The sequence below is a fragment of the Umezawaea sp. Da 62-37 genome (genome assembly GCF_032460545.1).
Classification (GTDB): Bacteria; Actinomycetota; Actinomycetes; order Mycobacteriales; family Pseudonocardiaceae; genus Umezawaea.
Window position 1 is genome coordinate 4151952 of record NZ_CP135965.1, and the last position, 25572, is coordinate 4177523.

Annotated in this window: 27 protein-coding genes; 7 read left to right on the top strand and 20 right to left on the bottom strand. The window is 70.2% G+C overall.

What is annotated here, in order from left to right; genetic code table 11:
* Nucleotides 1–36 precede the first annotated feature (36 nt).
* The 3 genes from RM788_RS18440 (at nucleotide 37) to RM788_RS18450 (ending at nucleotide 4783) form a co-directional block, all read left to right on the top strand.
* Nucleotides 37–2610 carry a type IV secretory system conjugative DNA transfer family protein gene (locus RM788_RS18440; RefSeq protein WP_315932931.1) on the top strand — a complete coding sequence of 858 codons (2574 nt, stop codon included), beginning with the start codon at nucleotides 37–39 and terminating at the stop codon, nucleotides 2608–2610.
* 93 nt (nucleotides 2611–2703) lie between these two features.
* Entirely contained in the window at nucleotides 2704–3798 is a 1095-nt protein-coding gene (locus tag RM788_RS18445; RefSeq protein WP_315932932.1) for a replication-relaxation family protein, read from the top strand.
* A 67-nt stretch (nucleotides 3799–3865) separates the two neighbouring features.
* Nucleotides 3866–4783, top strand: coding sequence for a C40 family peptidase (locus tag RM788_RS18450; RefSeq protein ID WP_315934673.1), 918 nt, complete (start codon nucleotides 3866–3868; stop codon nucleotides 4781–4783).
* Here RM788_RS18450 and RM788_RS18455 read toward each other — a convergent pair.
* The 3 genes from RM788_RS18455 to RM788_RS18465 form a co-directional block, all read right to left on the bottom strand.
* A complete protein-coding gene (locus tag RM788_RS18455; RefSeq protein ID WP_315932933.1) occupies nucleotides 4770–5189 on the bottom strand; it encodes a hypothetical protein in 420 nt (139 codons plus the stop codon). The genes RM788_RS18450 and RM788_RS18455 overlap by 14 nt on opposite strands.
* A gap of 98 nt (nucleotides 5190–5287) precedes the next feature.
* The gene (locus RM788_RS18460; protein ID WP_315932934.1) at nucleotides 5288–6211 is read right to left on the bottom strand and encodes a DUF4357 domain-containing protein; all 924 of its coding nucleotides are present in this window, start codon (nucleotides 6209–6211) and stop codon (nucleotides 5288–5290) included.
* Nucleotides 6208–7344, bottom strand: coding sequence for a hypothetical protein (locus RM788_RS18465; protein WP_315932935.1), 1137 nt, complete (start codon nucleotides 7342–7344; stop codon nucleotides 6208–6210). The genes RM788_RS18460 and RM788_RS18465 overlap by 4 nt, the downstream gene beginning before the upstream one ends.
* 429 nt (nucleotides 7345–7773) lie before the next feature.
* Between RM788_RS18465 and RM788_RS18470 the strand changes: the two genes are divergently transcribed.
* A complete protein-coding gene (locus RM788_RS18470; protein ID WP_315932936.1) occupies nucleotides 7774–8418 on the top strand; it encodes a MarR family transcriptional regulator in 645 nt (214 codons plus the stop codon).
* A gap of 674 nt (nucleotides 8419–9092) precedes the next feature.
* On the opposite strand, the gene RM788_RS18475 is transcribed toward RM788_RS18470, so the two are convergent.
* The 10 genes from RM788_RS18475 to RM788_RS18520 form a co-directional block, all read right to left on the bottom strand.
* Nucleotides 9093–9302: a hypothetical protein gene (locus tag RM788_RS18475; RefSeq protein ID WP_315932937.1), complete on the bottom strand. Its 210-nt coding sequence runs from the start codon at nucleotides 9300–9302 to the stop codon at nucleotides 9093–9095.
* A 117-nt stretch (nucleotides 9303–9419) separates the two neighbouring features.
* Nucleotides 9420–9812 carry a hypothetical protein gene (locus RM788_RS18480; RefSeq protein WP_315932938.1) on the bottom strand — a complete coding sequence of 131 codons (393 nt, stop codon included), beginning with the start codon at nucleotides 9810–9812 and terminating at the stop codon, nucleotides 9420–9422.
* On the bottom strand, nucleotides 9809–10405 hold the full coding sequence (locus tag RM788_RS18485) for a hypothetical protein (RefSeq protein ID WP_315932939.1): 597 nt from the start codon (nucleotides 10403–10405) through the stop codon (nucleotides 9809–9811). Before RM788_RS18485 ends, RM788_RS18480 begins: the two co-directional genes overlap by 4 nt.
* Nucleotides 10406–10432: 27 nt before the next feature.
* Nucleotides 10433–11269 carry a restriction system modified-DNA reader domain-containing protein gene (locus RM788_RS18490; RefSeq protein ID WP_315932940.1) on the bottom strand — a complete coding sequence of 279 codons (837 nt, stop codon included), beginning with the start codon at nucleotides 11267–11269 and terminating at the stop codon, nucleotides 10433–10435.
* Nucleotides 11270–11375: 106 nt separating this feature from the next.
* Nucleotides 11376–11720, bottom strand: a complete 345-nt coding sequence (locus tag RM788_RS18495; protein ID WP_315932941.1) for a hypothetical protein — start codon at nucleotides 11718–11720, stop codon at nucleotides 11376–11378.
* On the bottom strand, nucleotides 11717–12244 hold the full coding sequence (locus tag RM788_RS18500) for a hypothetical protein (protein WP_315932942.1): 528 nt from the start codon (nucleotides 12242–12244) through the stop codon (nucleotides 11717–11719). The genes RM788_RS18495 and RM788_RS18500 overlap by 4 nt, the downstream gene beginning before the upstream one ends.
* 95 nt (nucleotides 12245–12339) lie before the next feature.
* On the bottom strand, nucleotides 12340–12597 hold the full coding sequence (locus tag RM788_RS18505; protein ID WP_315932943.1) for a hypothetical protein: 258 nt from the start codon (nucleotides 12595–12597) through the stop codon (nucleotides 12340–12342).
* A 68-nt stretch (nucleotides 12598–12665) separates the two neighbouring features.
* A complete protein-coding gene (locus RM788_RS18510; protein WP_315932944.1) occupies nucleotides 12666–14471 on the bottom strand; it encodes a vWA domain-containing protein in 1806 nt (601 codons plus the stop codon).
* 46 nt (nucleotides 14472–14517) lie between these two features.
* Nucleotides 14518–15741: an AAA family ATPase gene (locus RM788_RS18515; protein WP_315932945.1), complete on the bottom strand. Its 1224-nt coding sequence runs from the start codon at nucleotides 15739–15741 to the stop codon at nucleotides 14518–14520.
* A gap of 35 nt (nucleotides 15742–15776) precedes the next feature.
* Nucleotides 15777–15935, bottom strand: a complete 159-nt coding sequence (locus tag RM788_RS18520; RefSeq protein WP_315932946.1) for a hypothetical protein — start codon at nucleotides 15933–15935, stop codon at nucleotides 15777–15779.
* An 833-nt stretch (nucleotides 15936–16768) separates the two neighbouring features.
* Here RM788_RS18520 and RM788_RS18525 point away from each other — a divergent pair.
* Entirely contained in the window at nucleotides 16769–17272 is a 504-nt protein-coding gene (locus tag RM788_RS18525; protein ID WP_315932947.1) for a winged helix-turn-helix transcriptional regulator, read from the top strand.
* Between the two features lie 35 nt (nucleotides 17273–17307).
* Here the strand turns inward: RM788_RS18525 and RM788_RS18530 are convergent, their stop codons facing one another.
* From RM788_RS18530 to RM788_RS18560, 7 genes are all read right to left on the bottom strand, one after another.
* Nucleotides 17308–20484, bottom strand: a complete 3177-nt coding sequence (locus RM788_RS18530) for an AfsR/SARP family transcriptional regulator (protein WP_315932948.1) — start codon at nucleotides 20482–20484, stop codon at nucleotides 17308–17310.
* Nucleotides 20485–20597: 113 nt separating this feature from the next.
* Nucleotides 20598–21023, bottom strand: coding sequence for a hypothetical protein (locus RM788_RS18535; RefSeq protein ID WP_315932949.1), 426 nt, complete (start codon nucleotides 21021–21023; stop codon nucleotides 20598–20600).
* Nucleotides 21024–21071: 48 nt separating this feature from the next.
* The gene (locus tag RM788_RS18540) at nucleotides 21072–21461 is read right to left on the bottom strand and encodes a pilus assembly protein TadG-related protein (RefSeq protein WP_399345032.1); all 390 of its coding nucleotides are present in this window, start codon (nucleotides 21459–21461) and stop codon (nucleotides 21072–21074) included.
* Nucleotides 21462–21547: 86 nt separating this feature from the next.
* Nucleotides 21548–21955, bottom strand: coding sequence for a pilus assembly protein TadE (locus tag RM788_RS18545; RefSeq protein ID WP_315932951.1), 408 nt, complete (start codon nucleotides 21953–21955; stop codon nucleotides 21548–21550).
* Nucleotides 21956–22093: 138 nt separating this feature from the next.
* Entirely contained in the window at nucleotides 22094–22552 is a 459-nt protein-coding gene (locus RM788_RS18550; RefSeq protein ID WP_315932952.1) for a TadE/TadG family type IV pilus assembly protein, read from the bottom strand.
* Nucleotides 22552–22707, bottom strand: coding sequence for a hypothetical protein (locus RM788_RS18555; protein WP_315932953.1), 156 nt, complete (start codon nucleotides 22705–22707; stop codon nucleotides 22552–22554). Before RM788_RS18555 ends, RM788_RS18550 begins: the two co-directional genes overlap by 1 nt.
* Nucleotides 22708–22790: 83 nt before the next feature.
* Nucleotides 22791–23684 carry a type II secretion system F family protein gene (locus RM788_RS18560; protein ID WP_315932954.1) on the bottom strand — a complete coding sequence of 298 codons (894 nt, stop codon included), beginning with the start codon at nucleotides 23682–23684 and terminating at the stop codon, nucleotides 22791–22793.
* 244 nt (nucleotides 23685–23928) lie between these two features.
* Here RM788_RS18560 and RM788_RS18565 point away from each other — a divergent pair, with 244 nt between their 5' ends.
* A complete protein-coding gene (locus tag RM788_RS18565) occupies nucleotides 23929–25017 on the top strand; it encodes a tyrosine-type recombinase/integrase (protein WP_315932955.1) in 1089 nt (362 codons plus the stop codon).
* Between the two features lie 4 nt (nucleotides 25018–25021).
* Nucleotides 25022–25339 carry a helix-turn-helix domain-containing protein gene (locus RM788_RS18570; RefSeq protein ID WP_315932956.1) on the top strand — a complete coding sequence of 106 codons (318 nt, stop codon included), beginning with the start codon at nucleotides 25022–25024 and terminating at the stop codon, nucleotides 25337–25339.
* The last annotated feature ends 233 nt before the right edge of the window (nucleotides 25340–25572 follow it).

The following is a 25572-nucleotide window of genomic DNA, read 5'->3' on the forward strand; positions in this document are numbered from 1 at the left end:
GCTGCCCTTGACCAGCCACCGGAACCACTTTCGATCATGTCGTCCACGCATTCGTCGACCGCTGTCGCCGCCGGGTGGATGGAGGACTACCTGCGCGACCCCGGCGGCGCGCTGCTCGCGTTGTTGGCCCGGCTGCGGGACCTCGCCCTGGACTGGGGCCCGATCGCGGCGCCGGTCCTCGCGGTGCTCATCACCGGGATCGTGCTCGGCCGGCGGTGGTGGGCACGCCGCTGCCACGAGCTGCTGCTGGCCGACGCCCGCCAGGTCACCGTGCTCGCCCCACCCACAGTGGATCCCGCGGGCGGCGCCGCGTTGTGGTCCAACCTCGTCGGCCTGCTCCGCCCTGGATGGCGGCGGGCGTTCACCGGCCAGCCGCACGTGGCGTGCGAGTACGTGTTCTCCGAAGCCGGGGTCGCGATCCGGCTGTGGGTACCCGGCGTCATCCCACCCGGCCTGGTCGAACGCGCCGTCGAGGCAGCCTGGCCCGGCGCGCACACCCGCGTCGGCCCGGCCGAACCGCCGCTGCCGACACCGGGCGAAGGGCAGCGGCGGCTGGTGGTCGGCGGCGAATTGCGGCTGGCCCGTCCCGAGGCGTTGCCGCTGCGCAGCGCCTTCGACGCCGACCCGATCCGCGCGCTGCTCGGCGCGCCGGTCGGACTGGGGCGTGCCGAGTACGCGTGCGTGCAGGTGCTGGCACGGCCGGTCACCGGCCGCCGCGTCCAGCAGGCTCGCCGCGCTGCCCGGCGCGTGCACACCGGCGGCTCGACCCGGCTGGTCGGCCGTCTGCTCGACGCGGTCACCCCCGGTGCCGGCAGCCGCTCGCGTGCGGCTGCGGCGCGGTCGAAGACCGGGATCTTGCACAGCGATCCGCAGACCTCGCTGGAATATTCCGCGCAGAACCGCGCGATCGTCGGCAAGCAGCGAGGCAGCCAGTTCGAGACGGTCGTCCGCTACGCGGTGGCGACCCTGCTGCCCGTCGATGCCGACGAGGGCGAGGTCCGTCGGGCGCGGGAGGTCGCCCGCGGCCGGGCTCACGCCTTGGCGGCGTCGTTCGCCTCCTACACCGAGCACAACCACTACACCCGCCACCGCGTCCGCAACCCCGGCGTCGTGGTGGACTCCCGGCGGCTCGGCCGTGGCGACCTGTTGTCGGTGCCCGAGTTGGCGGCGCTCGCGCACCTGCCTACCGACGAGGCCATCCCCGGCATCCAACGCGCCGGAGCCCGCGCCATCGCCCCACCGCCGGGCATCGCCACCCCAGGGCCGGAGGCCAAGCCGCTCGGCATCACCGACACCGGCCACCAGCGCCCCGTCGCACTACGAGTCCCGGACGCCCGACACCACCTGCACGTCATCGGCGCCACCGGTTCCGGCAAGAGCACGCTGCTCGGGAACATGATCCTTGCCGACGCCGAGGCCGGCCGCGGGATCGTGCTGATCGACCCCAAGGGCGACCTCGTCACCGATGTCCTGTCCCGCCTACCCAAGTCGGCAGCGGATCGAGTCGTGATCTTCGACGCCGACAGCAAGTCCCGGCCGCCCTGCCTCAATCCCTTGGATGGCGGCGAGACGGACCTGACCGTCGACAACCTCGTCAGCGTCTTCCGCCGGGTCTACTCGGCGTTCTGGGGACCGCGCACCGACGACGTCATGCGCGCCGCCTGCCTCACCCTGCGCAGCCAGGAAGGCGTCGCCACCCTGGCGGACCTGCCCAAGCTGCTGGCCGACGAGGCGTTCCGCAGCCGGGTCACCGCCGGGGTCACCGACCCGGTGCTGCGCGGGTTCTGGTCCTGGTACGAGGAACTCACCGACTCCTCCCGCTCCCAGGTCATCAGCCCGCTGATGAACAAGCTCCGCGCGTTCCTGTTGCGGCCGTTCGTCCGCGACGCGATCGCGGGCGGTCACTCCACAGTGGACATGAACGAGGTCTTGGACGGCGGGATCTGCCTGGTGCGCATCCCGAAGGGCTCGTTGGGCGAGGAGACCACCCGGCTGGTCGGCTCGCTGGTGGTCGCCCGAACCTGGCAGGCCACCACCGGCCGGGCGCGCACCCCGCAACGGCAACGCCGGGACGCCTCGATGGTGATCGACGAGTGCCACAACTTCCTCAACTTGCCCTATCCGATCGAGGACATGCTCGCCGAGGCCCGCGGGTTCCGCGTCAGCATGACCCTGGCTCACCAGCACCTCGGCCAACTGCCCCGCGAACTGCGGGAGGGCATGTCCACCAACGCCCGCAGCAAGATCTTCTTCAACGCCAGCCCCGAGGACTCGCGCGAGCTGTCCCGGCACACCGCACCCAGGTTGTCCGAACACGACCTCGCCCACCTCGGCGTCTACCACGCCGCCGTCCGCCTGGTCCTGGGCGGCGAGGAATCCCAGCCGTTCACCATGCTCACCCAACCGCTCCCGCCCGCCGTCCCCGGCCGAGCGCGGGAGATCCGCGGCATCGCGCGCCGCACGGCTCGCACTCGCGCGACCGAGGCCGCCACCGGCGGCGCCGGAAACGCCGGCACCCGGCCTCGCGGCACCTCGGTCTCGGCCCGACCCGCGAACCGGAGCGAGGCCGTCGCGCGCCCGCGTAGCGCCGACCCCCGCCGCAACGGCTGACCGCACCCCTCTTCCGCCCTTTCCACCTGTCCACCACGCCCCGGCGCACCGCACCGGGGCGGCTTCGCCCTACCCACTCGAAAGGCACCCACCATGATCACCAACCCCACCCGCCAGCGCGCCCTGCGCGGCCACAAGCCCACCCGGCCCACCCCGCGTGTCGCGAACACCGCCGAGCACCAGGCCGTGCTGGCGTGGCGACTGACCCCACGCGACAAGTGGATCGTCCGGATGCTCTGGGAACACAAGGTCCTCACCGCACACCAGATCACCGCACTCGCCTTTCCCAGCTTCCGCTCCGGCCGGATGCGGCTGCGTGAGCTCTACCTGTGGGGCGTCGTCGACCGCTTCCAGCCCTTCGTCACCCTCGGCACCGCGCCCATGCACTACGTCCTGGCACCCGCCGGCGCGGCCGTGCTCGCCGCCGAGGACGGCCTGGACGTCAAGGAACTCGGCTACCGGCACGACCGGGTCTTCGGCGTCGCGCACAGCTTGCGCCTGGCCCACACCGTCGGCGTCAACGAGTGGTTCACCGCCTTGGTCGACCGCGCCCGCAACCCCCGGTCCGGCGAACAGGGGGAACTGGTGGCGTGGTGGTCGGAAACCCGTTGCGCGCGCCACTTCGGCGACCTGATCAAACCCGACGGTTACGGCCGCTGGAGGTACCACGACCAGCACAGCGGTCATGACGACGACCGGCAGGTCGAGTGGTTTCTCGAGTACGACTTCGGCACCGAGCCGCTGAGCAAGGTCGCCGGGAAACTGGCCGGCTACGCCGCCCTCGCGCAAGCCACCGGCATCACCACGCCGCTGCTGGTGTGGCTGCCGACCTCGCGGCGCGAGGCCGCCGCCCGCCGACTGCTCGCGAAGGCGTGGCGCGAGCTCGACGACCGGCGCTCGGTCCCGGTCGCCACCGCAGCGGCCGAACTGCTCAACCCCGACGCGACCCATCCGAGCCCGGCCGACGAGGTCTGGCTACCGCTTCACGCCGCCGCCGGAGCGTCACGGCGGGCGCTGTCGGGGCTGCCAGGCACCTGGCCGCACGTGCCGCCGCCGGTCACGCCTACCGAGGAAGGTCCGGCTGGGGCGGACTCGCCGCAGCCGATGGCGCCACCGCCCTCGCCGATGCCGCCTACCTCGTCCAGCCCACGCGCCTCGCGCCTCCCCGGCCGGTCGGGGAGGCGGTGAGAGCGTGCTCGCCAAGATCGCCATCGGCGCCGCGGCCGTACTGCTGCTGATCCCCATCCTCCTCGGCATGGGGGTGAGTTCGGTGGTGGAGGCGCTGTTCAGCGGCTCGTCGAACACCACCGCCGACTGCACGACACCGATCGCCGACATTCCGCCCGAGTACTGCCTGCTCTACGTCACCGCGGCCCCTGACTGTCCCGGCCTGGACTGGACCGTGCTCGCCGCGATCGGCAAGGTCGAGACCGACCACGGCCGATCCCCGCTGCCCGGTGTCCACGAAGGCGAGAACTCGGCCGGGGCCGGCGGGCCGATGCAGTTCCTCGCACCGACATTCAACGGTGTCATCGCAGCCCACCAGATCCCGCCTGGCGGTGCCTCGCCGCCCTCTCGGTACAACCCGCACGACGCCATCCATGCCGCAGCCTTCATGCTGTGCGACAACGGAGTCAGCCGGGGAGACCTGCGGGCGGCGATCTTCTCCTACAACCACGCCGACTGGTACGTCGACATGGTCCTCGAACAGGCCGGAAAATACGCCGAGGCCGCCGCCAGCAGCGTCGGCAACGGCGACTGCAACGCCATCCAGGCTCCCAACGCCATCACCCTGGCCGCGATCAACTACGCCTGCGGGCAACGCGGACTGCCCTACGTGTGGGGCGGCAACGGGCCAGCGGGAGGCGATGCGGGGTTCGACTGCTCCGGGCTGACCAAAGCCGCCTACGCCGCCGCCGGGGTGAGCCTGCCGCGCACCGCGCAGACCCAGTTCGACGCGGGCCCCCACGTCCCGGCCGGGCAGCCGCTGCTGCCGGGTGACCTCGTCTTCTACGGCACACCCGGCAACATCCACCACGTCGGCCTCTACATCGGCGGCGGGTTAATGATCAACGCGCCGACCTTCGGGCAGCCCGTGCAGATCGCGAACTACCGGTACAACGGCGACGACTACGCCGGAGCGACCCGCCCGGCGGCCTCTATCGCGGCGTGAACGGCTCGGGTTCGCCCATGCCCGCGCCGACCTTGGCGGCGAAGGGCTGCCCGTAGGGGTCGACCAGCACGATTCGCTGGGTGAACAGCGGTGGTGAGGTGGTGTCGAGGGTGATGATGTTGTGGTCGCTGGCCAACTCGAACAGCGTGTTCATCACCTCGCGGCTGGTGGTGCGGTCCGGGTCGGTCTCGGCAGAGAGGCCCTCGACCCGGATCTCCAGCAGCCGGTGCTGGGGCAGCACGGTGATGCGGGTGTGGATGTGGTCGGGAAGTCCGCCGTCCTCGCGTAGCTCGGCGATGTCGGTGGACAGGGCGACGGCGATCGCCTCCAACCGGTAACCGCGTTCGATCCCGACCCGCGCACCCCATACGACCTGCAGGTCCACCGGCACGTCAGGTTCAGCCATGACGAGTCCTTCGTGGGTGAACGCCGTCGGACCGCCCACCACCATCGGGCGGTCCGACAAGGCGCTGTGGCTCGGCGTGATGCCGAGGGATGGTTGGACTACCGGTCTCCGCGAGCGCGAAGGTCGGCGCGGAGATCGGCCAGGGAGCGGCCGTCGGCGGTGCGTCGCCACGCGGTCCAGCCGTGGTGGTGCTTGCCGCTCAGAGCGGTCGCGGCGGCCGACGGGGTGGCAAAGACCCGCTCGCCGTCGGCGAGCAGGAAGGTGCCGTCGATCCGCAGTCGGGCGGTGTGGCGGATCTCGCCCGCGCGGCGTTCCCACACGAGTTCCTCACCGTAGTCCACGAGGTCGGCCGACATCAGGTCGTTGAGGACCGTGCCCGCCCAGCGCAGCGGCGAGGATCCGGGACGTTCGGAGCCCAGCACCACGTCTCGGCTGAGCGTTTCGGCGGCGTCGATGTAGAGGCGCATCGCGGCGGCGACCGTGGGCGCGAGGGTCCACGGCCACCGTTCGTCCACACCGGCCCAGAGGCCGAGGGGCATCCACCGGCCTCGGTAGGCCAGCAGCATCTCCACATCGGCGAGGTGCACGTCGCCCGGCACGGCGGGGTCCTGCTCGGGTGGGAGGGGGCGGACGACGAGGTCGCCGGCGTGAAGATCGGCGGGTGGCTGATCTGCCAGCCAGGTCCCGGCTAGCAAGGCGACCTGTCCGGCGGTGTCGGGATCGATGTCGCCCAGGATGTCCACGGCGAGCACGAGCATCGCCCAGGCGTTGTCCGGCACGCGCATCGGTGTCGGCCCCATCGACGGCACGAGCACCGTCGCGTCGACGGGCAGCCCTTCCCGCAGCAAGAACGCGGTCTCCTCGTCGGGTTGTGGCGGCTCGGGATGCGGTGCGGTGTCGTCGGGTGGCAGGTCGGTGTCGGGTGCGGCAGCGGCGGGCTGGTGGGGCGGAACGGCATCGGATCCGGCGGTCATGGCGATGTCCTTCGGGTCGGGGTGGCCGGGCGGCGGGAGGGGGGTCATCGGCGCAGGACGTTCACGCGCTCGCCGCCGAGCAACGGCTTGTCCTCCGGATCGGCGAAGTGCGGGTCGATCCAGATCGGCCGGTGGTCGTTGCGGCTGGGGTAGTACTGGTTGCGCCAGTGCCCGCGCACGATCCACCGGTGTCGGTATTCGCGCGTGCCTTTCCCGACGTCGTCGTCGGGGCGGTCGGAGGGTTCGGTGCGGGCGCGCCGCAGGTCGATGTAGCGCACGGTGGGGTCGAGCATCGGGTCGAGGCGTTCGATCCGACGCCGGGCGGCACGGGGCGCGGTCATCGGTTCCGACCGCACCAAGGTCTGGCCCATCAACAACCACGTCGCGAGGATGGTGCGCTGCAAAGCGATCCTGGTGTCGGTGTGGCCCGAAGACTTGCCTTCCGACACCCCGCCCGGCCAGCCTTCCATCTCGGTGAACTCCATCGGCGTGAGGGCGCACCACTCATAGCCGTGCGGTGGGGCGAACGACGGCGGCACCTGGGCGCGTTCAAGGTTCGACAGGAATGTCGCGAGAACGTGGTCGGCTGTTTGATCAGCGATCTCTTCACTCTCGGAAGGCTTGTTCTCCGGCGTCGGTTCAGGCAGATTCCGGGCGGCGGCCGACCTTGCCCGCGCCACCATCTCGTCATGGGGTAGCTGGGCGAGCGTGCGTCCGATGCGGACGATTCCCTGCTGTGATGCGGATGTGGTCGCCCAGGTGTGTACCCACAGACCGCCTCGCCCCGGTCCCCACGAGACGACGGAGACGTCGTTGTGGCGTCCTGCGGCTGTTCCCTCGACAGGCGGGTGCTCGTAGACCATGACCCCGATCTGCGCGGGCAGGTCTTCGGGGTGCAGCCGGTAGTCGGTCAGGGTGTCGGCGGCGTGGCGGGCGAGGTCGGTCATGTCGGCGGAGACGTAGAACAACTCCGCCGCCGGAAGCTGGGCGGCGAGCGTTGCGACGATGGTGGCTCCCACGTCGTCGACACGGTCGAACACCCGTGATTCGGTGGCACCGTCAGGGCTGGGTCCGAGGAAGAAGCGGAACCAGTTGCCCGCGCCGTCCAGCGCGGGGTCACGCGCCCAGTTGGTCATGCGTGCGCGGATCTCGGGCACGTCCCGCGCCGTCACGGCGATCACGACGCGCCTCGGCGTTCCGCGCAATCGCTGGTGCGCGCGAGGTGCCGGTCCGAGCTGCGGGCACCGCGGGCTCGGCGCGGCCGGCGAGTGGGCCGGCCGCGCTCCTTTCGGTTGCGCATTCGTCAACCCCCTTTGTTTCCAATGATTTGTGGTCGGGTCGACATGTATGGACGCTTCGTGTGCGTGGAGGTGTCAATGCCCGTGCACGGTATGGCCGCGAACTGGACCGGTTTGCACTAACGACGCCACGCGAACCGGCGAACGTCCACACGAGACAAGTGGTTTTTTGATGTACCGCTTGACTTCATACGCCGAAGGAAGCGTCCATAGTGGTGCGGCCCGAAACACCCACCGGATGCGCACCGGGGGCCGCACCCGCTCCGGCCGGGGCATGACCCCACAAACCCACGCCAGCACTGCGAGGTAGTCATGTCCACCAACCGCACCCTGCAAGCCGTTCCCACCCCGGCGACCGTCCCGGCGAAGCCGCGCACGGAGACCGAGGAGAAGCTGTGGCAGGCAGTCCGAAACCACCCTGGCAGCACCGCCACCGCTCTGTCCGCCACTGCCGGGATCGGTAAGTCGACGGCACCCAAGATCCTCACCCGGTGGGAGAAGGACGGCTTCGTCGTACGCACCGCTGGGATCGCCGACGGCGGTTCCCGTCCCGCTGACCGCTGGTCCATCGTCACGGACGACCAGCCGATCGAGGAGCCGGAGCCCGACGACCAGCCCACGGACGACCAGCCGACCGACCAGCCCGAGCCCGACGACCAGCCCACGGACGACCAGCCGACCGACCAGCCCGAGCCCGACGACCAGCCCACGGACGACCAGCCCGAAAAGTCTCAGCGGCTGGCACCGGGGGCATTGCGCGGCATGGTCGAGGACTACTTGCGGGACAACTCGGGCGACTTCAGCCCGAACGCGATCGGCAAGGCGCTGAACCGATCCTCCGGCGCGGTACACAACGCGCTGGAGAAGTTGGTGGAGAGCGGCTATGCCGTGCGCACCAGCGACAAGCCGAAGAAGTACTCCCTCGCCGCCGCGACGGCAGCCACGGCAACGGAGTAGCCCGTCCCGGTTCCGAACGGTCGTATCGCCCTCGTGCCGCCAACGATGAATCGTTGGCGGCACGAGGGCATCCGGGCAGATACAGACCTTGCTGGGTCACCCACGACGGAGGGCAGAGATTCCCCCTTTGGACGGTGGCCTTCTACGGGTCCTGTCACGTCCGTTGTGGTGATGGAGGTCGTTGGCGCGCTTCATATTCAGCGACACCGATGTAGCCGACGCACGCCGCGCGTGAGGTGATTGTTCGGCAACACCCAGGCAGGTCAACGGGTGGCCCCGGTTCCACCGTGCAACGTCCCACCGATCGTGCCGCACTGGAGTATGGAGCCCCTCGGGGGGCACCACGTGAGTGTTCGACCCGAGCACGGGCGTTCATCCCGAGTACCTCTGGCTCCGCTTGCTTGGTACCGGGCCTTTCATGTGGGCCGGGGAACGCTCAAAGAGAGAAGGCGAAGCCCGAAGCCTCGGCCGGCGAGCCCCCCAAAAAGGATTTCCTTCCAAAGGTCGAAAGGGGCCTCGGGCAAGCAACCAGGAAGGGCTACTTGGCCGCAGTTGGCGCGGCGGTGTTGTTCCGTCTTGAGCGCGAAGGCCGACCAGCGACCCGTCGGGGTCGCTGGTGGGTGGGGCTTGGTTGGTGCTAGCTAGTACGTTGCCGGGCTTGTGGTTCGTTGCGATCAGGAGTGGGCGTCCCACTGTTGGACGGCGGGGTTCCAGGTGGCCTCGGTGATGAGGCGGTTGAGGTCGGGTAGGCCGGGGCCGATCATCCAACCGAGGCGTTCGCAGTCGGTCTCGCCGGGCCAGCGGCCGGACCAGGTGTCCTTGCCGCAGTTGTGGTTGAGCTCGCAACTCAGCCGTTGCAGCCCGGTGCGCAGGCACCTGGCCACGTCGCAGCCTTCAATGTGCGGTTGGCCGATGGCGACCTCGCAGTCTGGGCAGCGTGGCCGAGGTGCGGTGAGGTCTGTTGGGTCGGGCATGTGTTGTCGCGCCTTTCGATTCCGGTCCTAGTCGGGTTTGGTTTGGGTGTGCACGATTGCAGCGAGTTGTTGTCGTGGCGGGTGGTCAACGCGCGGCATCGCGTAGCTCCAGATACGGCCGGTGATCACCCACGCTCGACCACGGTCGAAGGTGTAGACCCAGTCCGTGGTGCGGCTGTCCGGCCACGACCACGGCCAGCCGTCGCGGGGGTGATGGCTTCGTCCCAGGCCCTGTTCGGTGAACACGGCGAGCAGGTCGAGTACGGCGTCGGCGAACGTCGCCGGGTCCGTGGCTTCCAGCAGGAGTCGGCCGGAGGCGAGGGCGCGCAGGGTTTCGGGGTCGGCGTCGCCGTGGAGGGCTCCGAGCCAGCGGGCCCGGCGTCCGGTTTCGTCGTAGAGGTCGGCGGTCGTCGGAATCATCGGCCGGGTGTGCGTTCGACGTCGGCGGGGTGCGGGAAGTAGCAGTCCTCGTCGCAGTCCTGTGCGCCTCGGCTGGTGATGAACGGGCAGTCCTCGCGGTGGGCTTTGGTGAAGGTGACGCTGCCGTCGGGGTGCTCGATGATGTGCAGCGCCCCGCCCCAGGTGTAGGCCCAGTCGATGTCGTCGGGATCGATGCGGGCCTCGGCGTTGAAGCCAGCGCTGGTGGCGAGCAGCGCGCTGATCGCTCCGTGCACGTGCGGCGAGATGGTGCGCGTGGTCGGCGGGGCAGCAAGGATCTCGGCGGCGCGGCGCAGGAGGGTGTCGGTCAAGGGTCCGAGAACGGTGGTCGCGTGGACGGTGAGGCTGGGTTTCGGGGTGTCGTGCCACCAGTTGGCGGGTGCGTCGGCGGCGAGGCTTGTCCAGGTCATCTGGTCGTTGAGTACCTCGGCGACGGCGCAGCTCTGGTTGACGTAGTTGTCGCGTTCGACGCGGGCTCGGACGGTGCGGGCGGCGACCTCGACGACGCGGGTGTAGTGGTAGCGGTTCGAGGTGGCTCCGGCGGCCTCGTCTCGTTCGGTCATGGCGATGGTCATCACGGGTCTCCTTGCGGCGGTGGGGTTTCAGCGGGTGGCGAGTTCGGTGCGCAGGTCGGCCAGGAGGCGGTTGTCGCGGGCACGTCGCCACAGGTGCCAGCCGTTGACGGTGCAGCCGGACAGGTGGGTGGCGAGCGCGTTGACGGTGGACACGGCGAACTCGCTCGGTCCGTGGTGTAGGACCCCGCCCGTGCCGATGGTGGCGGTGTGTCCGTCGAACAGGACCTGCTCGCCCGCCTCGACCAGTCCGGCGTTGAGCAGCTCGGCGAGGCCGTCGGGTGCGCGGCGAGGCGCCGAGGCCACCGCGGGCTCGCCGGCGAGCCCGAGTCCGTGTGAGAACCAGTCGGGCATGGCGGCGGCGATCGGCCCGTTCAGCATCGCCCATTGCGCATCGCTGAGGGCGGCGTCGGCGAGGTAGCGCATGTGCACGAGCACCGACATGGCGATCTCGTGCGGCCAGCGCGCGTCCACCGACTCCCATCGGTTCACGGTGCGCCATTCGTCCTTCATGGCGGCGAGGACCTCGACGTCGGACCTGGCGGGGTCATCGTCGGCGGGAACGTGCAGGCGCACCACGACGTCCCCGGTGTGCACATCGGCGGGTGGCGGTGCGGATAGCCATACCCCGGCCAGCAGGTCGGCGGTGTCGGTGTGCGCGGGGTCGGGTGCGGGCGCGTCACCGACCAGGCGTACCGGGGCTCCGGCGGCGGTGGTCGTCCGTACCGCGATCACACCGAGTCCCCACGTCTCGGCGGGCGTGCGCATTGGTATGGCCGACGAAGTCGCCGGGGCGAGCAGGACGGCCTCGGGCGGCAGGGTGGCGCGTAGTGCCGAGGTCGGTGTCGTGCTGTGGTGCGTGGTCACGCTGTCCTCCGGGTGGGTTGGTCGCGATGACGGTCTGGGAAGACGAGGCGGGAAAGCGCGGCCTCGTCCACTGAGTGCCCCCGAGGTATGGCTGCGTGGTCCGAGGTCACCGGGGTGGGCGGGTCGCGTCCCGAAGGCGTTGGTCGATCTCGTGTTCGGGTGCGGTGAGGATGGTGGTCAGCACGATGACGGCGGACCCCTCGTCGCGCGGGCGCACTGGAGTTCCGTCAAGGGTGGGCTCGTGGCCGTCGGCGGTGACGATCCGCCAGTCGCACTGGCGGACGCGGTCGGCGCAGTAGTAGCTGCCGACGAGTACGCCATCGCGGGTCACGACGCCGTACAAGATCTGTTGCGCGTCGGCGGGGTCGTAGATGACCGAGGTCACCTGGCACCCGCTCTCGGTGAAGCTGCGTGCGACGATCTCGGCCTCGGGCGGGTTGTGCTTGGTCATCGGCCTTCTCCTTGCGTGTCGCGTCGGGTGTCGTGCAGGTTGGTGAGGCTTCGTCCGGCGGCGGTGGGCAACCCGGTGCCGGGGTCGCGCATGAGCGGAAGCGGGACCGAGGGCGGGTCGGCGGGTGCGCGTAGCCACGCCTGGATGTCCGGTGGTCCGATGTCCTCGGCGGGCTCGTGGGGGTTGCGGGGGTCGAGTGGTTCCCAGCGCACTCCGCCGCCGACGGTGACGAACACGCCGGGAACGGCGGGGTCGAAGGCGACGATCCAACTGCTCACGTGGCTGGTCGGCCACGGCCACGGCCACCCGGTTCGGCGGGGGTAGGCCGCACCGAGTTCCTCGGTCTCCCAGACGATGAACAGGTCGGTAACGGCGGCGCGGTAGGTGGGCTCGTCGGTCGCGGTCAGCGCGAGACGTCCGGGCGGGACGCGCAGGAGGTTCTCGGGTTCGCACTCCCATTTCAGGGAGCCGAGCCACTCGGCGTCATGGCCGCGCCCGAGGTAGAAGTCGGTCTTGGTCGACATGGCCTTTCAACTCACCGGCCTTTGGCCGGCGCCTCGCGCCGCGGCCTCGCCGGCCGAGAGCAGCTCGGCGGGCACGGTCGTGGTCGTGGTCGTGGTCATGCCGACCAGCCGAGGGCGTCGGCGGCGATCGCGGGCAGGTAGCCGACCTGTTCACCGGTGCCCAGCCACACCACGGGCGGGTCGGTGGGCCGGATGCCCCACGACTCGGCATCGTCGGGGGTGCACACCACCCGCGCGAGAAGGTGCTCCATCGGGTAGCCGGGTTGGGCGGCGATCCGCAGCGGAGTGGCGGGGTCGTAGCCGGAGAGGGCGGCGATCAGGTCGCCCACGGTCCTGGGTCGGGCGTTGGTCATGGTGGGTCACCTCGTGGTCGTGGGTCGGTGTGGTCCGGGGTGGGTGTCCCACCCCGGACCGGTCGGGGCTAGCGGGCGGTCGCGCGGAGGGCGGCGGTGGCGGCGTGTCCGATGGCGCGGGCGGTGGTGGTGGGGTCGGTCAGCACGTGCACGGTGGCCCCGGCGAGGGGGCTGTCGTGGGGGCTGGTGGTCAGCCACAGCACGGCGCACCCGGACGCGCGCAACCGGTCGAGTTTGCGTTGCCCGTCGGTGCGGGGCTGGTAGCGGAAGTCGCCGTCGGACACGATGACCACCAGCCGCGCCGCTCCGGGGCGGGACAGCCCGAGGGCACCGTCGAGGGCGTCCAACGCGACCGGGATGTCCTCCCAGTTGTCGTTGGAGTAGAACTCGGTGACCTCGGTGGGCGGGTGACCGGGGCGGGTCAGCGGGCGCACGTGGTGTCCGAAGATCACGCTCGCGGTCTGCGCGGGCACGCTGGTGTGGCGGGCGGCGTTGGCCAGAATCCACGCCGCCGAGGCCACGTGGGCGCGTGCCCATCCCATCGACCCGGACACATCGCACGCCACCCCGACCCGCAACGGCGGGACGGCGACCGGGGTGCGGGTGATGCGGGTGAACGGTTCGGCGGTCACCACCGCCCCGGCGGCACGTTGGGCCTCGGCGGCACGCACCCCGCGCATCCGCAACCGTCCCGGCGGAACTTCGGAGGTGGACTTGACCGCGACCCGTTCCCGGATTCCGGCGGTGTCCAACGCCCGCGCCAACACCCGCGCGGCGGTGCGTTCCTCCGGGGTGGGCGGGCGGGTGCCCGCTATTCGGGTGCGTCCGGTGCGGGGACCACCAGCGGCGAACACCCGCCGTGCCGCCTTCCGCGCCTCCTCGTCGGCGGCGTCGGCTTTCGCCTTCTCGGCGGCGGCGACGGCGGCGGGGTCCTCGGGTGCCTTCTCCCGCGCCACCTTTCCCGCCACCCCGTTCAGCACGGCGGCGATAGCGTCCGCCAACGGCGACGGGTCGGCGGGGGCGTTGGGGGTACCGGTGCCGGGGGTGCCGCCGGACGGGTCGGGGGTGCCGGACGGGTCGGGTGCCGCGCCGGGGTCCGGGTCGGCGGGGGTGTTGGGGTCGGTGTCCGGGTCGGTGCCGAGGATCTCGCACCACTGCCGCCCGAGGTCGAGCATGGTCGCGCCGTCGTCGTCGGCGGTGCGCAACGCCGTGCGCCACACCGCCCGCAACTTGTCCAGCACCTCGGACCCGAGTACGTCCTCGATGACACGGGCGACCGGGGCGACCTCGGTGCGGGTGAGCACCCCGCCGTCCGCGCGTCCCAGTAGCAGCGCGGCGGTGTGCGCGGCGTGCGCGGGGGTCATCTGCGGGGCGGTGGCGGGGTCGGCGTACAGGTGCAGGTCGGCGGCGACGATGCCGCGCACGCACGCCCGCAACCAGTGCCGGTCGTCCGGGCGGCGTCGGACCTGTGCGGCTTCCATGCGCGGCTCTTCCAGCAGCATGGCGGCGGCGACCACGCCGGGTGGGGCGTTGTCCGGGGGTTCCCAGGCGGTGTGTTTGGCGTGCCCGCATTCGTGGGTCAGGGCACCCCATGCCGGGGCGTAGCGGGGGCGGTCGGACAGGTTCGCGGGGTCCACGGTGGCGGGGTCCACCCCGAGGCGGTCGCCGTCGACCTCGATCAGCGCGCGGGCGGGGTAGAAACACGCCGGGGCACCCCCGCCCGCGCCGGGCGCGACGGTGACCAGGAGGTCGTCGCGGTCGGCGATGATCGGGACCTCGTCGGCGAAGGCGGCGGACAGGGTCAGCCATTCCGGGCGGGCGGGGAACACGGCGGCACCGGTGGCGGTCGGGTCGGTGGTGAAGTGGGTGCTCACGGTTGCGGTCCTTTCGCGACGGTCGCGGGCGGGTTGGTGTGGGGTGTCAGGGTGTGGTGGTGATGCGGGCACCGAGGGCGAGCGGGGTGACGGTGCGTCCGAACGCGTCGCGCACCACGGCGGCGACGGTGGCGCGGTCCTCTTCCGGGGCGATGCCCACAAGGTTCCCGGCGGCGGCGTCCACGCCCAACACGGCGGCGATCTTCTTGAACGCCAACAGTTCCCGCAGTTGCGGTGCCCACCCGACCTCGCCCTTCTCCTGTCGGGTCGCGAGGTTGCGCGCCACCCGCACCGCCTTCTTGTCCACCCCCAACTGGTCGGCGAGTTCGTAGTCGCTGGATACCTGAACCTGCACCGAGAACCGGGACGACAGGGCATCGGACAACACCGCGCCGTGCACGCCGGGGTTGTGTCCGGCGATCACGTAGAACCCCGGCGCGGCGTCCACGACCTCGCCGCCGTTGGCCTTGATCACGATCTGGCGGCGTCCGTCCATCGCGGGGTAGACCACGGCGAGCACGGTCGGCGGGATCAGCGTCGCGTCGTCGATGAACAGCGGCACCCCGTCGCGCATGGCGCGGACCAGTGGACCGTGCACGAATACGAACTCGCCGTCCGGGGTTTTCGTGTAGTCGCCCACGAAATCGGCGACCACGGTGTCCCCGTCGCCCTGAACCGTGAGGCAGTCGTTGAACGCCGCCTCCACCACCGACGTCTTGCCCGTGCCGGGCGGTCCGTACATCAGCGCGGCGACCCCGGCGTCACGCAACCGCCGCAACGCCGTCACGTCCGGCATCCCGGACAGCAACCGGGGGTGGTAGTCCATCCCGTTGGGGCGTTTCACCGGACCGGTGACCACGCCCGTCGCCCCGGACGGGGCGGACGGGGGCGCGGCGGCGGTCGGCGCGCTTGTGGGCGGTTTCGGGGTCTTCGGGCGGGGCGTGCGCGATGGTGCGGGGGTGATCGTGGGCGCGGCGGCGGACGCCGTGGTCGCGGTCGCCCGGTAGGACAGCGGCGCGGTCGAGGCGACCTCGGCCTCCCCCCGGTCCGCCAACACCTTGCACGCGTTGCCGACCGCCCCGGATGACCGGTTCAGGGTGTGCGCGATGGAGCGCGGGGTGAGGTCGGTGCCCGTGTTGTCGGCGAGGACTTTGGCGACCATCGCGCGCAGTTCACCGTTACCGAGCCGTTTCGGCGTGCCCGCCGGGGCGGGCGGGGTGATGGTCGGTGCCGGGGTGGGCGGCGCGGCGGGCGGGGTGGGCGTGGTCATCGCGGGCGTTCCTTTCGGGTGCACGGGGCGGCGGGTCAGGCGGCGAACAGGGACTCGGCGGCGTCGGCGGCGGTCTGGTGCCGTTCGGCGTCGGCGTCCGCCGCTTCCGGGGTGGCGTGGTCCGCCGACCATCCGCAGTAGCAAAACGCGGTGGCGGTTCCGCCGTCGTTCGTGGTGGTGTCGGCGTAACACATAATGGGCTCCCCGTTTTCGACATGGCTCGCGCCGGGCGTGGTATTCGATTTGTTTCCGGTTTCCCCGGCGACAATTCAATTATTGCTCTTCGCGGCGCGTCATGCAATAGGTTTGGCAGCTCATTTCAAGACTCTTTTCGATCGGTCGCCATCGCCACCATTCCAAAATTGGAACCAGCGCGCACCCGCGCAATTCCGAATGAAATGCAACCACATTCCTGCAGGTCGGAGAGGTTGCAGAGACACGAGAGCCGCAGGTGAAAGCGAAAGCCGGCGGCACATAAGTAATACATAGAAGAGATTTTAGAGAACGATAAGGAGGCAGGAATTGATACAGGACGAATGAATTCAAACAATAAGAGTGAGCGAGCCACGACAGAGACGACAGCCAGCCACCAGGCCGCCCCGATGTGTTCACCGGCTTGTGGCCAAGCGAGTCTGGGATACCAGCGGATCCCCCTACGGGCCCGTTGACCGGCGTCTTTGCAGACGAGAGGGGGTGGCGCTCTAACAGGATCCCCAACCTGATCCCCAAGGTGATCCCCCGTGTGAACCCCCAACGGAAGTGACCGTACGTGCTGTCGATCTCCATATCGACTACAGAGGGTGACATCTCATCGGAGATGGGCTGAGTAGGAATACGGTGGGCGATTTCGACCGTTTGGCGTAGCGTGGATGGCTCGACACTCGTCGCCAGGGGAGGCGCAGGGTGACGAAGCGGTCGCGCTGAGCAGGCACGATCGTCTCAACGGCGGGCTCGGAGACGTGTCCGCCGCAGACAGCGACGAGCGGGCGCGCTTTGGGGGCCCGGTCAGTGGACACGGGGAGGCGCGGTGACGGAGCGAGACGACAGGGTCCTTCGTGGACTGTATGACCTGAAGAACCTTTTCGGGGACAAGTGGGTGCCCGCCATCCTGGTTGCACTCCGGGACGGCCCGCTGCGTCGGGTAGAGATTCTTTCAACGGTCAACTCGTATTCCATCGACGAGAATTGGACGGATAAACACGCCGTACTGCACGATAGCATTTTTGCGCGCACATTGAAAAAGATGCGTGAACAAGGGCTCATCGACCGTCACAGTTGCGATAAGACTTTTCCACCGGAAGTCCTGTACTCGTTGACGCCGGCGGTCGCCGAGGTATTGACGCTGGCAGAGCCTCTGATCGAGTGGACTCGCGCACACCCGGAATTGCTCTCGCAGGCGCAGTCGCACAGCCGTCAGAGTGGCGCTGATGCATCCATTCTCGACGATGTCGTAGAACTCGCCCCTCCGGCGGACACCGGACGGTTTCACGCCTCCGGACGTCGACCTCGTGCCGGTGGCGCTGTCGGGTGACCCGATGGCCCGCTTGAGGGTGCCGGCGGGGGTCATCATCCAGCTCGGCTGCGTCCGCGGTCGGCTCGCGCCGGCTCGCCGGGAGCCTCGTGGCGACGGCGCAACCGGGCTGCCAGGTCGACGGCCTGGTGGGTGGGGTGGTCGTCGACTTCCGCGAGCCGGGTGGTCAGCAGGGTCAGGGTGCGGGGGATGGCGTCGAGCTGTCCGAGGCGTTCCTGCAGGCGCATGATGTCGCGGTAGATCAGCTCGTTGTGCGGGTCGAACGCTCGCGCGATCTCCAGCAGATCGAGGGTCTGCTGGGGGTCGTCCTCGATCAGGGCTCGGGCCAGGGCGGCGACGGTGTCGATGGCGTCGCGGCGGATGGCCTCGCGGGCGGTTTCGATCCAGTCGGTGCTCATCCCGTCGGCCAGGGGGCCGGCGTAGCTGTCGACGATCCGCCGGTACGCCGCGACCCGCTCGGTGTCGGTGCTGGCGGAGCGGCGGGCGGCCACGGCGGCGGCGAAGTGGTGGTAGTCGACCTCCACCAGTTCGGGGTCCAGCCGGTAGCGGCCTTCGCCGACCACCACGAGGTCCGACAGCACGCCGCCGGTCGCCGCGGCCAGCGCGCGGCGTAGGCGGCTGAGGCTGGTGTTCATCGCGTTGGTGGTTCGTTCCGGTGGGCTCGTGGCCCACAGGGCGGCGATGAGCGCCTCCCGGCTGGCGCCGTCGGGATGCAGCGCCAGGAACACCAGTAGTTCACGAAGGCGTGGCTGGAACGCCGAGGTGATCTCACGTTCGGTGGCCTCGCCGTCGGGTGTGGCCGGCGCGGTTGTCCACCACACCCGCGGCGGCCCCAGCACGGCGACGCGCAAGGGCGTGAACACCGCCTCGCGAGGTTCGGCAGGACTCTGCTGGTCGCTACCTGGTTGCCGGCCGAGCCTGTGGTCATCGTCCGCGCTCTGGCCTGCCTGGCTGTGGTGTGGCTGGTCGGCCTGTGTGCGACCAGGTTGGACGGGGCGCAGCCGCAGACCGGGTGAGGTCGTCGGCGTCGGTCCGAGGATTTCCAGCTCGCCGTCGCCTTGCCGGTCGTCATCGCTCAGGGTCGCCAACAGCTCCAGGTCCATCTCAGCGACCGGCCCCTGGGTTGTGCCCTCGCCGAGCGTGTCCTCGGCGACCACGTGTTCACGGCCGCCGATGGTTGTACCGCGGTCCACCACGGTGCCTGCGGGCTCGACGGTGGCGGACATGGAATCGTCCACGACGATGTGCGGACGTGGCGCGAGATGCGGTTCGTCGCCAGGGACACCGGCGAACTCGGACTCATCGTCGACGTGGGCGTGACTCAGGAGGTTCAGCAGGTCGGCCGTGTGATCGTCGCCCAGCCCGAACACGCGTGCGCCGCGCAGCGGTTCGCCGAGGCCGGGGCTGGTGGTGGAGATGGTGCCGTCGTCGCGGACGTAGGCGGTCACACCGGCGCTCCACTGGCCCAGCAGCAGTCCGGTCACGCCGATGGTCGCGCCGTTGTCCAGCACCGCCTGCAGTCTCCTGGTCTGGCGGCCGGGGGTACGGGCTGCCAGCACGACGGGCCCCCACGCTTGACCGTGGGGCGGGTGTTGACCGACGCGCACCAGGGTTTCGGATTCCAGCATGTCCAGCGCGGCGTCGAGATCGGCCGCCACCTGCAAGCCATCTGGACGCTGTGCTTGCGCCACGCGCCTGCCGAACAGCGCCGCGAGGTCGTCGGCCGGCACGATCACCGTGGCCGACCCGTGGGTGGCGACGAACGGCTTGCTCAGCATGGCGACGAGCAGCGCCCGGACCGCGGCGGGGGCTCCCGCGCCGAGCAGGCCCAAGCCGTGCGTGGCGGCCAGGTCCACGGCGATCTCGCGGCCGTCGCGCACACCGACCGGCAGGACCGGCCCTGGGGCGTCGGGGGTGCGCGCACGGGCACCGAGTACGACCGGCGGTACCGGTACGCGTGGTGGGCGTTCGCTCGGCCAGTCGAGGTCCACGTCGTCGGCGGCGGCGGCGTGGTCGGCGCGCAGGTGCGCCAGCCGCAACTGGTAGACCACCGGGGCGACAGGCAGGTCACTGCGGTCGCCGCTACCGGGCCGGTAGCGGCGTCGGTTCCGCCGCCGGGCCGCGACCAAGGCTGCACTGACCGCCGCAGCCAGACCAAGACCGACGAACAACTCCTCGCCCCAACTGAATCCCGGTTCGCCGGCCGGGTCCGTGCTCGGCGGCGTTTGGGTTGCCGGTGAGGCTTGGGTGGTGTGAGGGACCTCGGTGGTGGCGGGTGGTTGTGTCGTGGAGGGGGCTGGTGTCGTTGTGCTGGTGGGTGGCGGTTCGGGTGGAGCGGGTGGGGGCGGTGGCACCGGGACGGTGGGTGGGGTGGAGCCTGCGGTGGCGTCATCGGGCAGGGCCATCTCCTCGCCGGGGAAGATCAGGCCGGGGTTGGTGAAGGTGCCGCCGTCGGGTTGGGGTTTGCCCTGGTTGAGTGCGTAGATCTCCGGCCAGCGGTTGCCGTCGCCGAGGGTGCGTTCCGACATCCGCCACAGCGAGTCGTGCACCCCGGTGCCGGGGTTGTACGGGAGCACCACGGCGGACTTCGCCCGGCTGGGCTGCTCGACCACGCCAGCCGCCCCTAGGTGATACGGCGTGCTGTAGGCGGCTGGTCGCACCACGGCAAACGCTCCGTGCTCGGCGGGTGTGCTCCAAGCGGGAGCGGTCGCCACCACCTCGGTCGCGGCGCCGCCCGCGGCGGAGGGGCTCGCGGCGGGCAGGCCGGCGCGCTGACCGAGGATGGAGATCAGGACCGCGCCGACGAGCACGGCCGCGATCCGATGCATCGGTCCGGCCGCCGACAGGTCGGGCATCCGGGCGTCGTGGGCGATCTCGACCGCGCAGCGGGCGACGTCGAGGGCGAAGAAGGCCCACACGAGCCAGGTCAGGCAGGCCAGGAAGTCCAGCAGGAACGTGGTGGTCATCGGGCCGAGCAGCACGCCTTGGATCTCCGCCCAGGAGGGCAGGTGGTCCGGCAGCGGCCAGCCGACGAAGTGCGTCAACGCCCACGGCAACCCGGCCACCAGCGCGACCAGCACGGCAGCCGCCAGCAGCCCGCGCACCAGCCTCGCGAGGAATCCGAGCACCCGCCCGGCGCCCTGCCGCAGCGGGCCTCGTGCTCGCGGCGGGCGACGCGGCTTCCGGCGGGGGGTGCTCGGTGATGGGGCCATGACGTGCTCGTTTCCTCAGCGGAACTGGATGTGTTCGCTCGCCACCTCGTCACGCGACGGCGTTAGGTCGGCGCCGTCGGCGAATCCCGTACGTGAGGTGGGCGCGCGCACGGTCAACTCGCCTTGGCGACAAGTCGCTCGGACGCGTCAGCCCCGGCGGGGGCCGAGCCCTCCGGCGAGTCGGGTTTCCGCTCGGATGTCGACGTCCTCGGTCCCGAGGTACGGCGCACGTCCCCCTCCGCTCCGGACGTGGCCGTGGGCTTCTTCCGCTTGCCGCGGACGGGTTTGCGGCCTGCGAGCCACCCGGTGAGGTCCGACGGTGCGAGGTCGGTGAACACCGCCAGCTCGTCGACGTCGATGACGTCCTGGGCGTCGGCCACCACGTCGCCGAGTTCGCGCTCCACCTCGGCGAGTTGAGCGACGATCTCGGCTCGGCGCCCCGCGAGTTCGCCGACCTGCTGCGCGGCGGTGGCCCTGCGGGCACTGCGGGCGGTGTCGGTCTCCTGGACGCGTTGGCGGATCTCCTCGGGCGTTGCCATGCTGCTTCCCTTCTGCGGGCGGCCTATTCACGGTGAATAGCGGTGTGGTCAGGGGTCGATCGTGGTTACCCCGCGTTGTGGGTGGGCGCTGCTTTGGCCGTGTACTTGGAGCGAGCCGATGCCGACCAGTCCGAGTAGTTGGGTGGTCTGCGTGGCCGTCACGGTGACGGTGACGGTGTCGCCGGAGACGGTCACCGTGCCGGAGGCGCCCTCGGCGGCCAGGTGCGCTTGGGCGTTGGCGATCGCCTGAACGGGCACGAGTCGCAGGGTGCCGTTGCCGCGGTAGGCGGTGAGGTCGATGGCTTGGGCTCCGGCGCGGGCGGCGGCCTCCGCCTGGCCGTTGGCCCGCACTTTTGCGGCCAGCGCGAGGCCGCCGTCGAGGGTCAGGCCGGCCAGGGCGAGGATGCCGACGGTGAGGACGATGACGAACGCGGTCACCCGGCCCTCGTCGGCGCGCCACCACCGCAGGCGTGTGCGCCACCAGGTCGACCACCGGCTGCGCCGGGCGTGGCGGGCTCGGCGGGTCATGTCTGGCCCCCGGTGTCCAGGGTCGAACGCCAGAGGTCCACGGGTTCCACCGAGGTGGCCGACAAGGTCTTTCCGCCGGGCACGCCGAGGATGAGGGCGTCGCCGAAGTCCACGTCGCAGGACACCGTCACGCTCACCGTGCCACCAGGGCGCAAACCGCCGGTCGAGGTGCTCACCGACAGGGACGCGCACACCACGCCCGCCGAGGACAGCGCGCTCGCGGCGGTGGACTGGGCCGCGGTGGTCGCGGCCGTCGGGGTGCGTTCGATGCTCGCGGCGCGAGCTGCTTGGTGGGCGGCGTCGTCGATGCGGATGCGCGCGTCCACCCCTCGGTGGATGACTACGCCGACGAACACCAAAAGCATGATCAGGAACGGTGCGGCGATGGTGACTTCGGCGGCCACCGAGCCGTCGTCGGCGCGCCACCAGGCCGCCCAACCCCGGCGGTCGGGGCGCGCGCGGCCGTGACGCGTTTCAGGGGGCGTAACGGGTGTGTGGGGCGCTGTCGTCTGCGGTGTCATCGTCTTCTGTGTCATCGCGGGTCACCCGCCTGCCAGATCGGGGACGAAACGTTCGACGGGCCCGACGGCCTCGGCGTGCACGGGCAGGGTCAGGAACGGCACGACCGAGGTGGCGGTTCCGCTGACGTTCACCGACGCCGAGGCGGCTCCCCGATCCGAGGTGACGGCGGAGCCGGTGAGCGGGCCGCCCGCGAGCTGGTCGAGCAGTTGCTGCGCGCTGGACGTGCCGGCCGCGGCAGACCCGTTCTGAGAGCGTGCGACCGCGAGCCCTTGCGAGGCGGCGGCTTGGGCGATGTGGGTGGCATGTGACCAGAGTGCGAACTGCACGATCGCCAACAGCATCAACAACAGCAGCGGTGTCGCGATCACCAGTTCCGCGCTGACCGAGCCACGATCACCGTCCAGCGCTCGACGGACTCGACGCCATCCGCCGCGAGTCGCTGGTGACCGCGTGCTGTGCCTGTGGCTCATGGAAGTCATCACATGGTGATGCCGTTGGCCTTCTCGGTGACCTTCGCGATGACGATCGCGATCACCGCGAGCGCCGCCACCACGAGCAGCGCGGTCACCAGGACGGTTTCGGTCGAGTACCCGGCCTCCGGCTGTCGGCGCAGCTCTTCCCATCGTGCTTGCACTACTGTCCACAATGTTTCCATTTGTGTGCGCATCGTGTTGTCCTCCCTTGTCGTTCACGTTGGGTCGTTGTCCGCGCACGAGGTCACAGTCCATTGAGGACCTGTGTGAGCGCGGGGTAGGCGATGAAGGCCAGGAAGCCGAGGAACAGCGCCATCACCGGCAGGCTCATGCGTTCGGTGGCTGCTTGGGCGTCTCCTTCGGCTTCGGTGATCTGGTGGGTGCGCAACGCTCCGGCCTTGGCCGCGAGTGAGGTGCGGACCTTGGCGCCCTCGGTCCCGGCCAGGCTGACCGACGCGGCGAGCTCGGACAGCTCGGTCACGTCCAGTTCCTCGCCGAGCTGCCGCAGCGTCGCCCACGGGGTCGTGCGGGTCAGCCGGGCGGTGTCCAGGGCGCGACGGATCTGCTCGAACGCCCACCCGCGACCGATGTTCACCGAGTCGCCCAGCGCGCTGTCGACCCCGGCTCCCCCTGCCAAGGTGATCCACACCAGGTCCAGGTAGGCCGAGAGGGCGTGGCGGAACCCGGCACGCAGCTTCGCGGCGTCGGCGCGGGCTTGCAGGTCCGGCAGGACGAACCCGACGGCCGCCAGGACGAGACCGGCGATGATCGGGAACTCGAAGCCGGGGCCGAGCCCGGCCACCGTGAGGACCACGGTAAGCAGGACAGGCAGCAGCAGCCCGGCGACGGCGAGGGTGGCCTTCTCCGCCAGGTGAGTCGAGATCGAGCGGCCGATGACCGCCAGGTCCTTGGCCAGGCGCGGACCGGGGAGCCCGAGCGCGCGCAGCGGGGCGACGGCGGGACGGCCGAGCCGTGCGGCCCAGCCGGTGTCGTCGGTGGCGAGGATGGGCGCCGGAGCGGGTGGGGCGGTGGCGTGGGCCAGGACCGCGCCCAAGGCCGGTCGTGGCGGGAACAGGTAGACCGCCAAGGCCCACAGGCCGATCCCGGATCCGATGCCCAGGGCGATGTAGGTGATCATGCCGTTACTCCTGCCTCGCGGTGAGGACGAACTGGGCGGCACCGGTCATCGGATCGACGTCACCGCCCGGGGCGGTTGCCCGCATTGGCTCGAGTTCGTTTCGTCGCGACTTTCCTTGCGGCCCTGTTGATGCAGGTCGTGATGGGCAAAGTAGACAGCGCCAGTAGCCTGATATTCCGTCGGAATTCCTGAACACTGTGCTACCTTCCCGTCTCTCTGTCAGTCGAGCTGAACTGAGGTGGTCGTGTCGCTTGCAGTGGTGCGCTCCTTGGGATCGGCACGCAGCGTGCGCTCGACGCAGGAACTCGAGGACCTGGAGCAGGAACTGGTCGATCAGTACGCGATGGCATCGCTGGGCGCCGGTAACAGCGACGGCGCGGTCAGCCAGGAACGCGCCGTCGTTTTCGAGTTCGTGCGCTTCCTCGGCCGCCCGCTGTGGACCGCCGACACAGCCGACGCCGATCGCTACCTGACGTGGATTCGACGGGAACGAGGCAACGCGAAATCCACCGCGCAGGGCAAGGCATGGATGCTGAGCCGGTTCTACGACTTCCTGATCAGCCGCTACCAGGCCGACGTGCACGCGATGACCGGCTGTGTGCTGACCCAACCGATCGACGAGTTCAATCGCCCGTCCAACGTCGACAGCAGCGGTGCCACCCGCGTTCCTCCCTCGATCGAGGAGGTGGAGATTCTGTTCGCGGCCTGGGCACCCGCAGTCGAGCAGGCCCGCAAGTTCCTGCCCATGGCACGCAACTACGTGACGGCCTCGTTGTGGCGACGGGTCGGATTGCGGATCAGCGAGACATCGATGCTCGACATCCGCGATTGGCGACCCGACCTGGGCGAGCACGGCAAGCTGCATCTGCGCTACGGCAAGGGCTCGCGGGGTCGCGGCCCGAAACCCAGACTGGTGCCCGCGATCAACTCCGTGGACTCTCTCATCGAGTGGTGGCTGGTCGAGGTCCGTCCACAGTTCGGCGACGACTACACCGACCCGGACGCCCCGATGTTCCCCAGCGAACGCCACGACAGCCTCACCGGCTTCTGCACCCGCGTCGGCCCAAAAGCGTTGCGCGAGGGCCTCGCCGAGGCCGTGGGCAGTTGGTTGCCCCACTGGTGGGGACGACTGACCCCGCACGGGCTGCGGCACTTCTGCGCCTCGTCGCTCTACGAACGTGGCCTGGACATCAAAGCGATCCAAGATCTGCTTGGCCACACGTTTCTGTCCACCACGACCCGCTACATCCATGTCCACGACGAACACATCGATCGGTCGTGGACCGCGGCCAATCAGCGTGTGACGGCACGCTTCGACGACAAGGAAGACTAGACCGATGCGTTGGAACCTGCGGATGAAGGCCGCCGAGCAAGGAATCTGGAAGTCCACCGAGATGCGGCGACGACTCGCCGAGGCAGGCCTGGAGATCAGCGCGGGCAAGATGTCGGCGTTGTGGACCGGAACCCCGACCATGGTGCGCCTGGACGACCTGGACGTGTTCTGCGTCGTCCTGGACTGCCGTCCCGACGACCTGCTGGTCCGCGAACCCGATAAGGTCGCCGCTCGCCGACCGGCGAAAACCGCGACCGCACGACAGAAGACGACCACACCCCGACCCGCTCCCGGACGTCGCCGCTCCACACCACCGGTATGACCGTCCCCCGAATGTGCGAGCGGTGCGACCTCAAACCCGAAGGCTACGGCCGAAGAAAGTACTGCTATGACTGCAAACCCGGTTCCAAGGGCCGACCGCGTCCGTGTCGACGCTGTGGCTCCACTGAGGACTACTGGGCATCCCGTCTGTGCCGGCGCTGTCACCAGTACGCCCCGCAACAGCCCGAACCCTGCCGTGACTGCCTCGCGTGGGGTGCCCGGCGCACCGAGAAA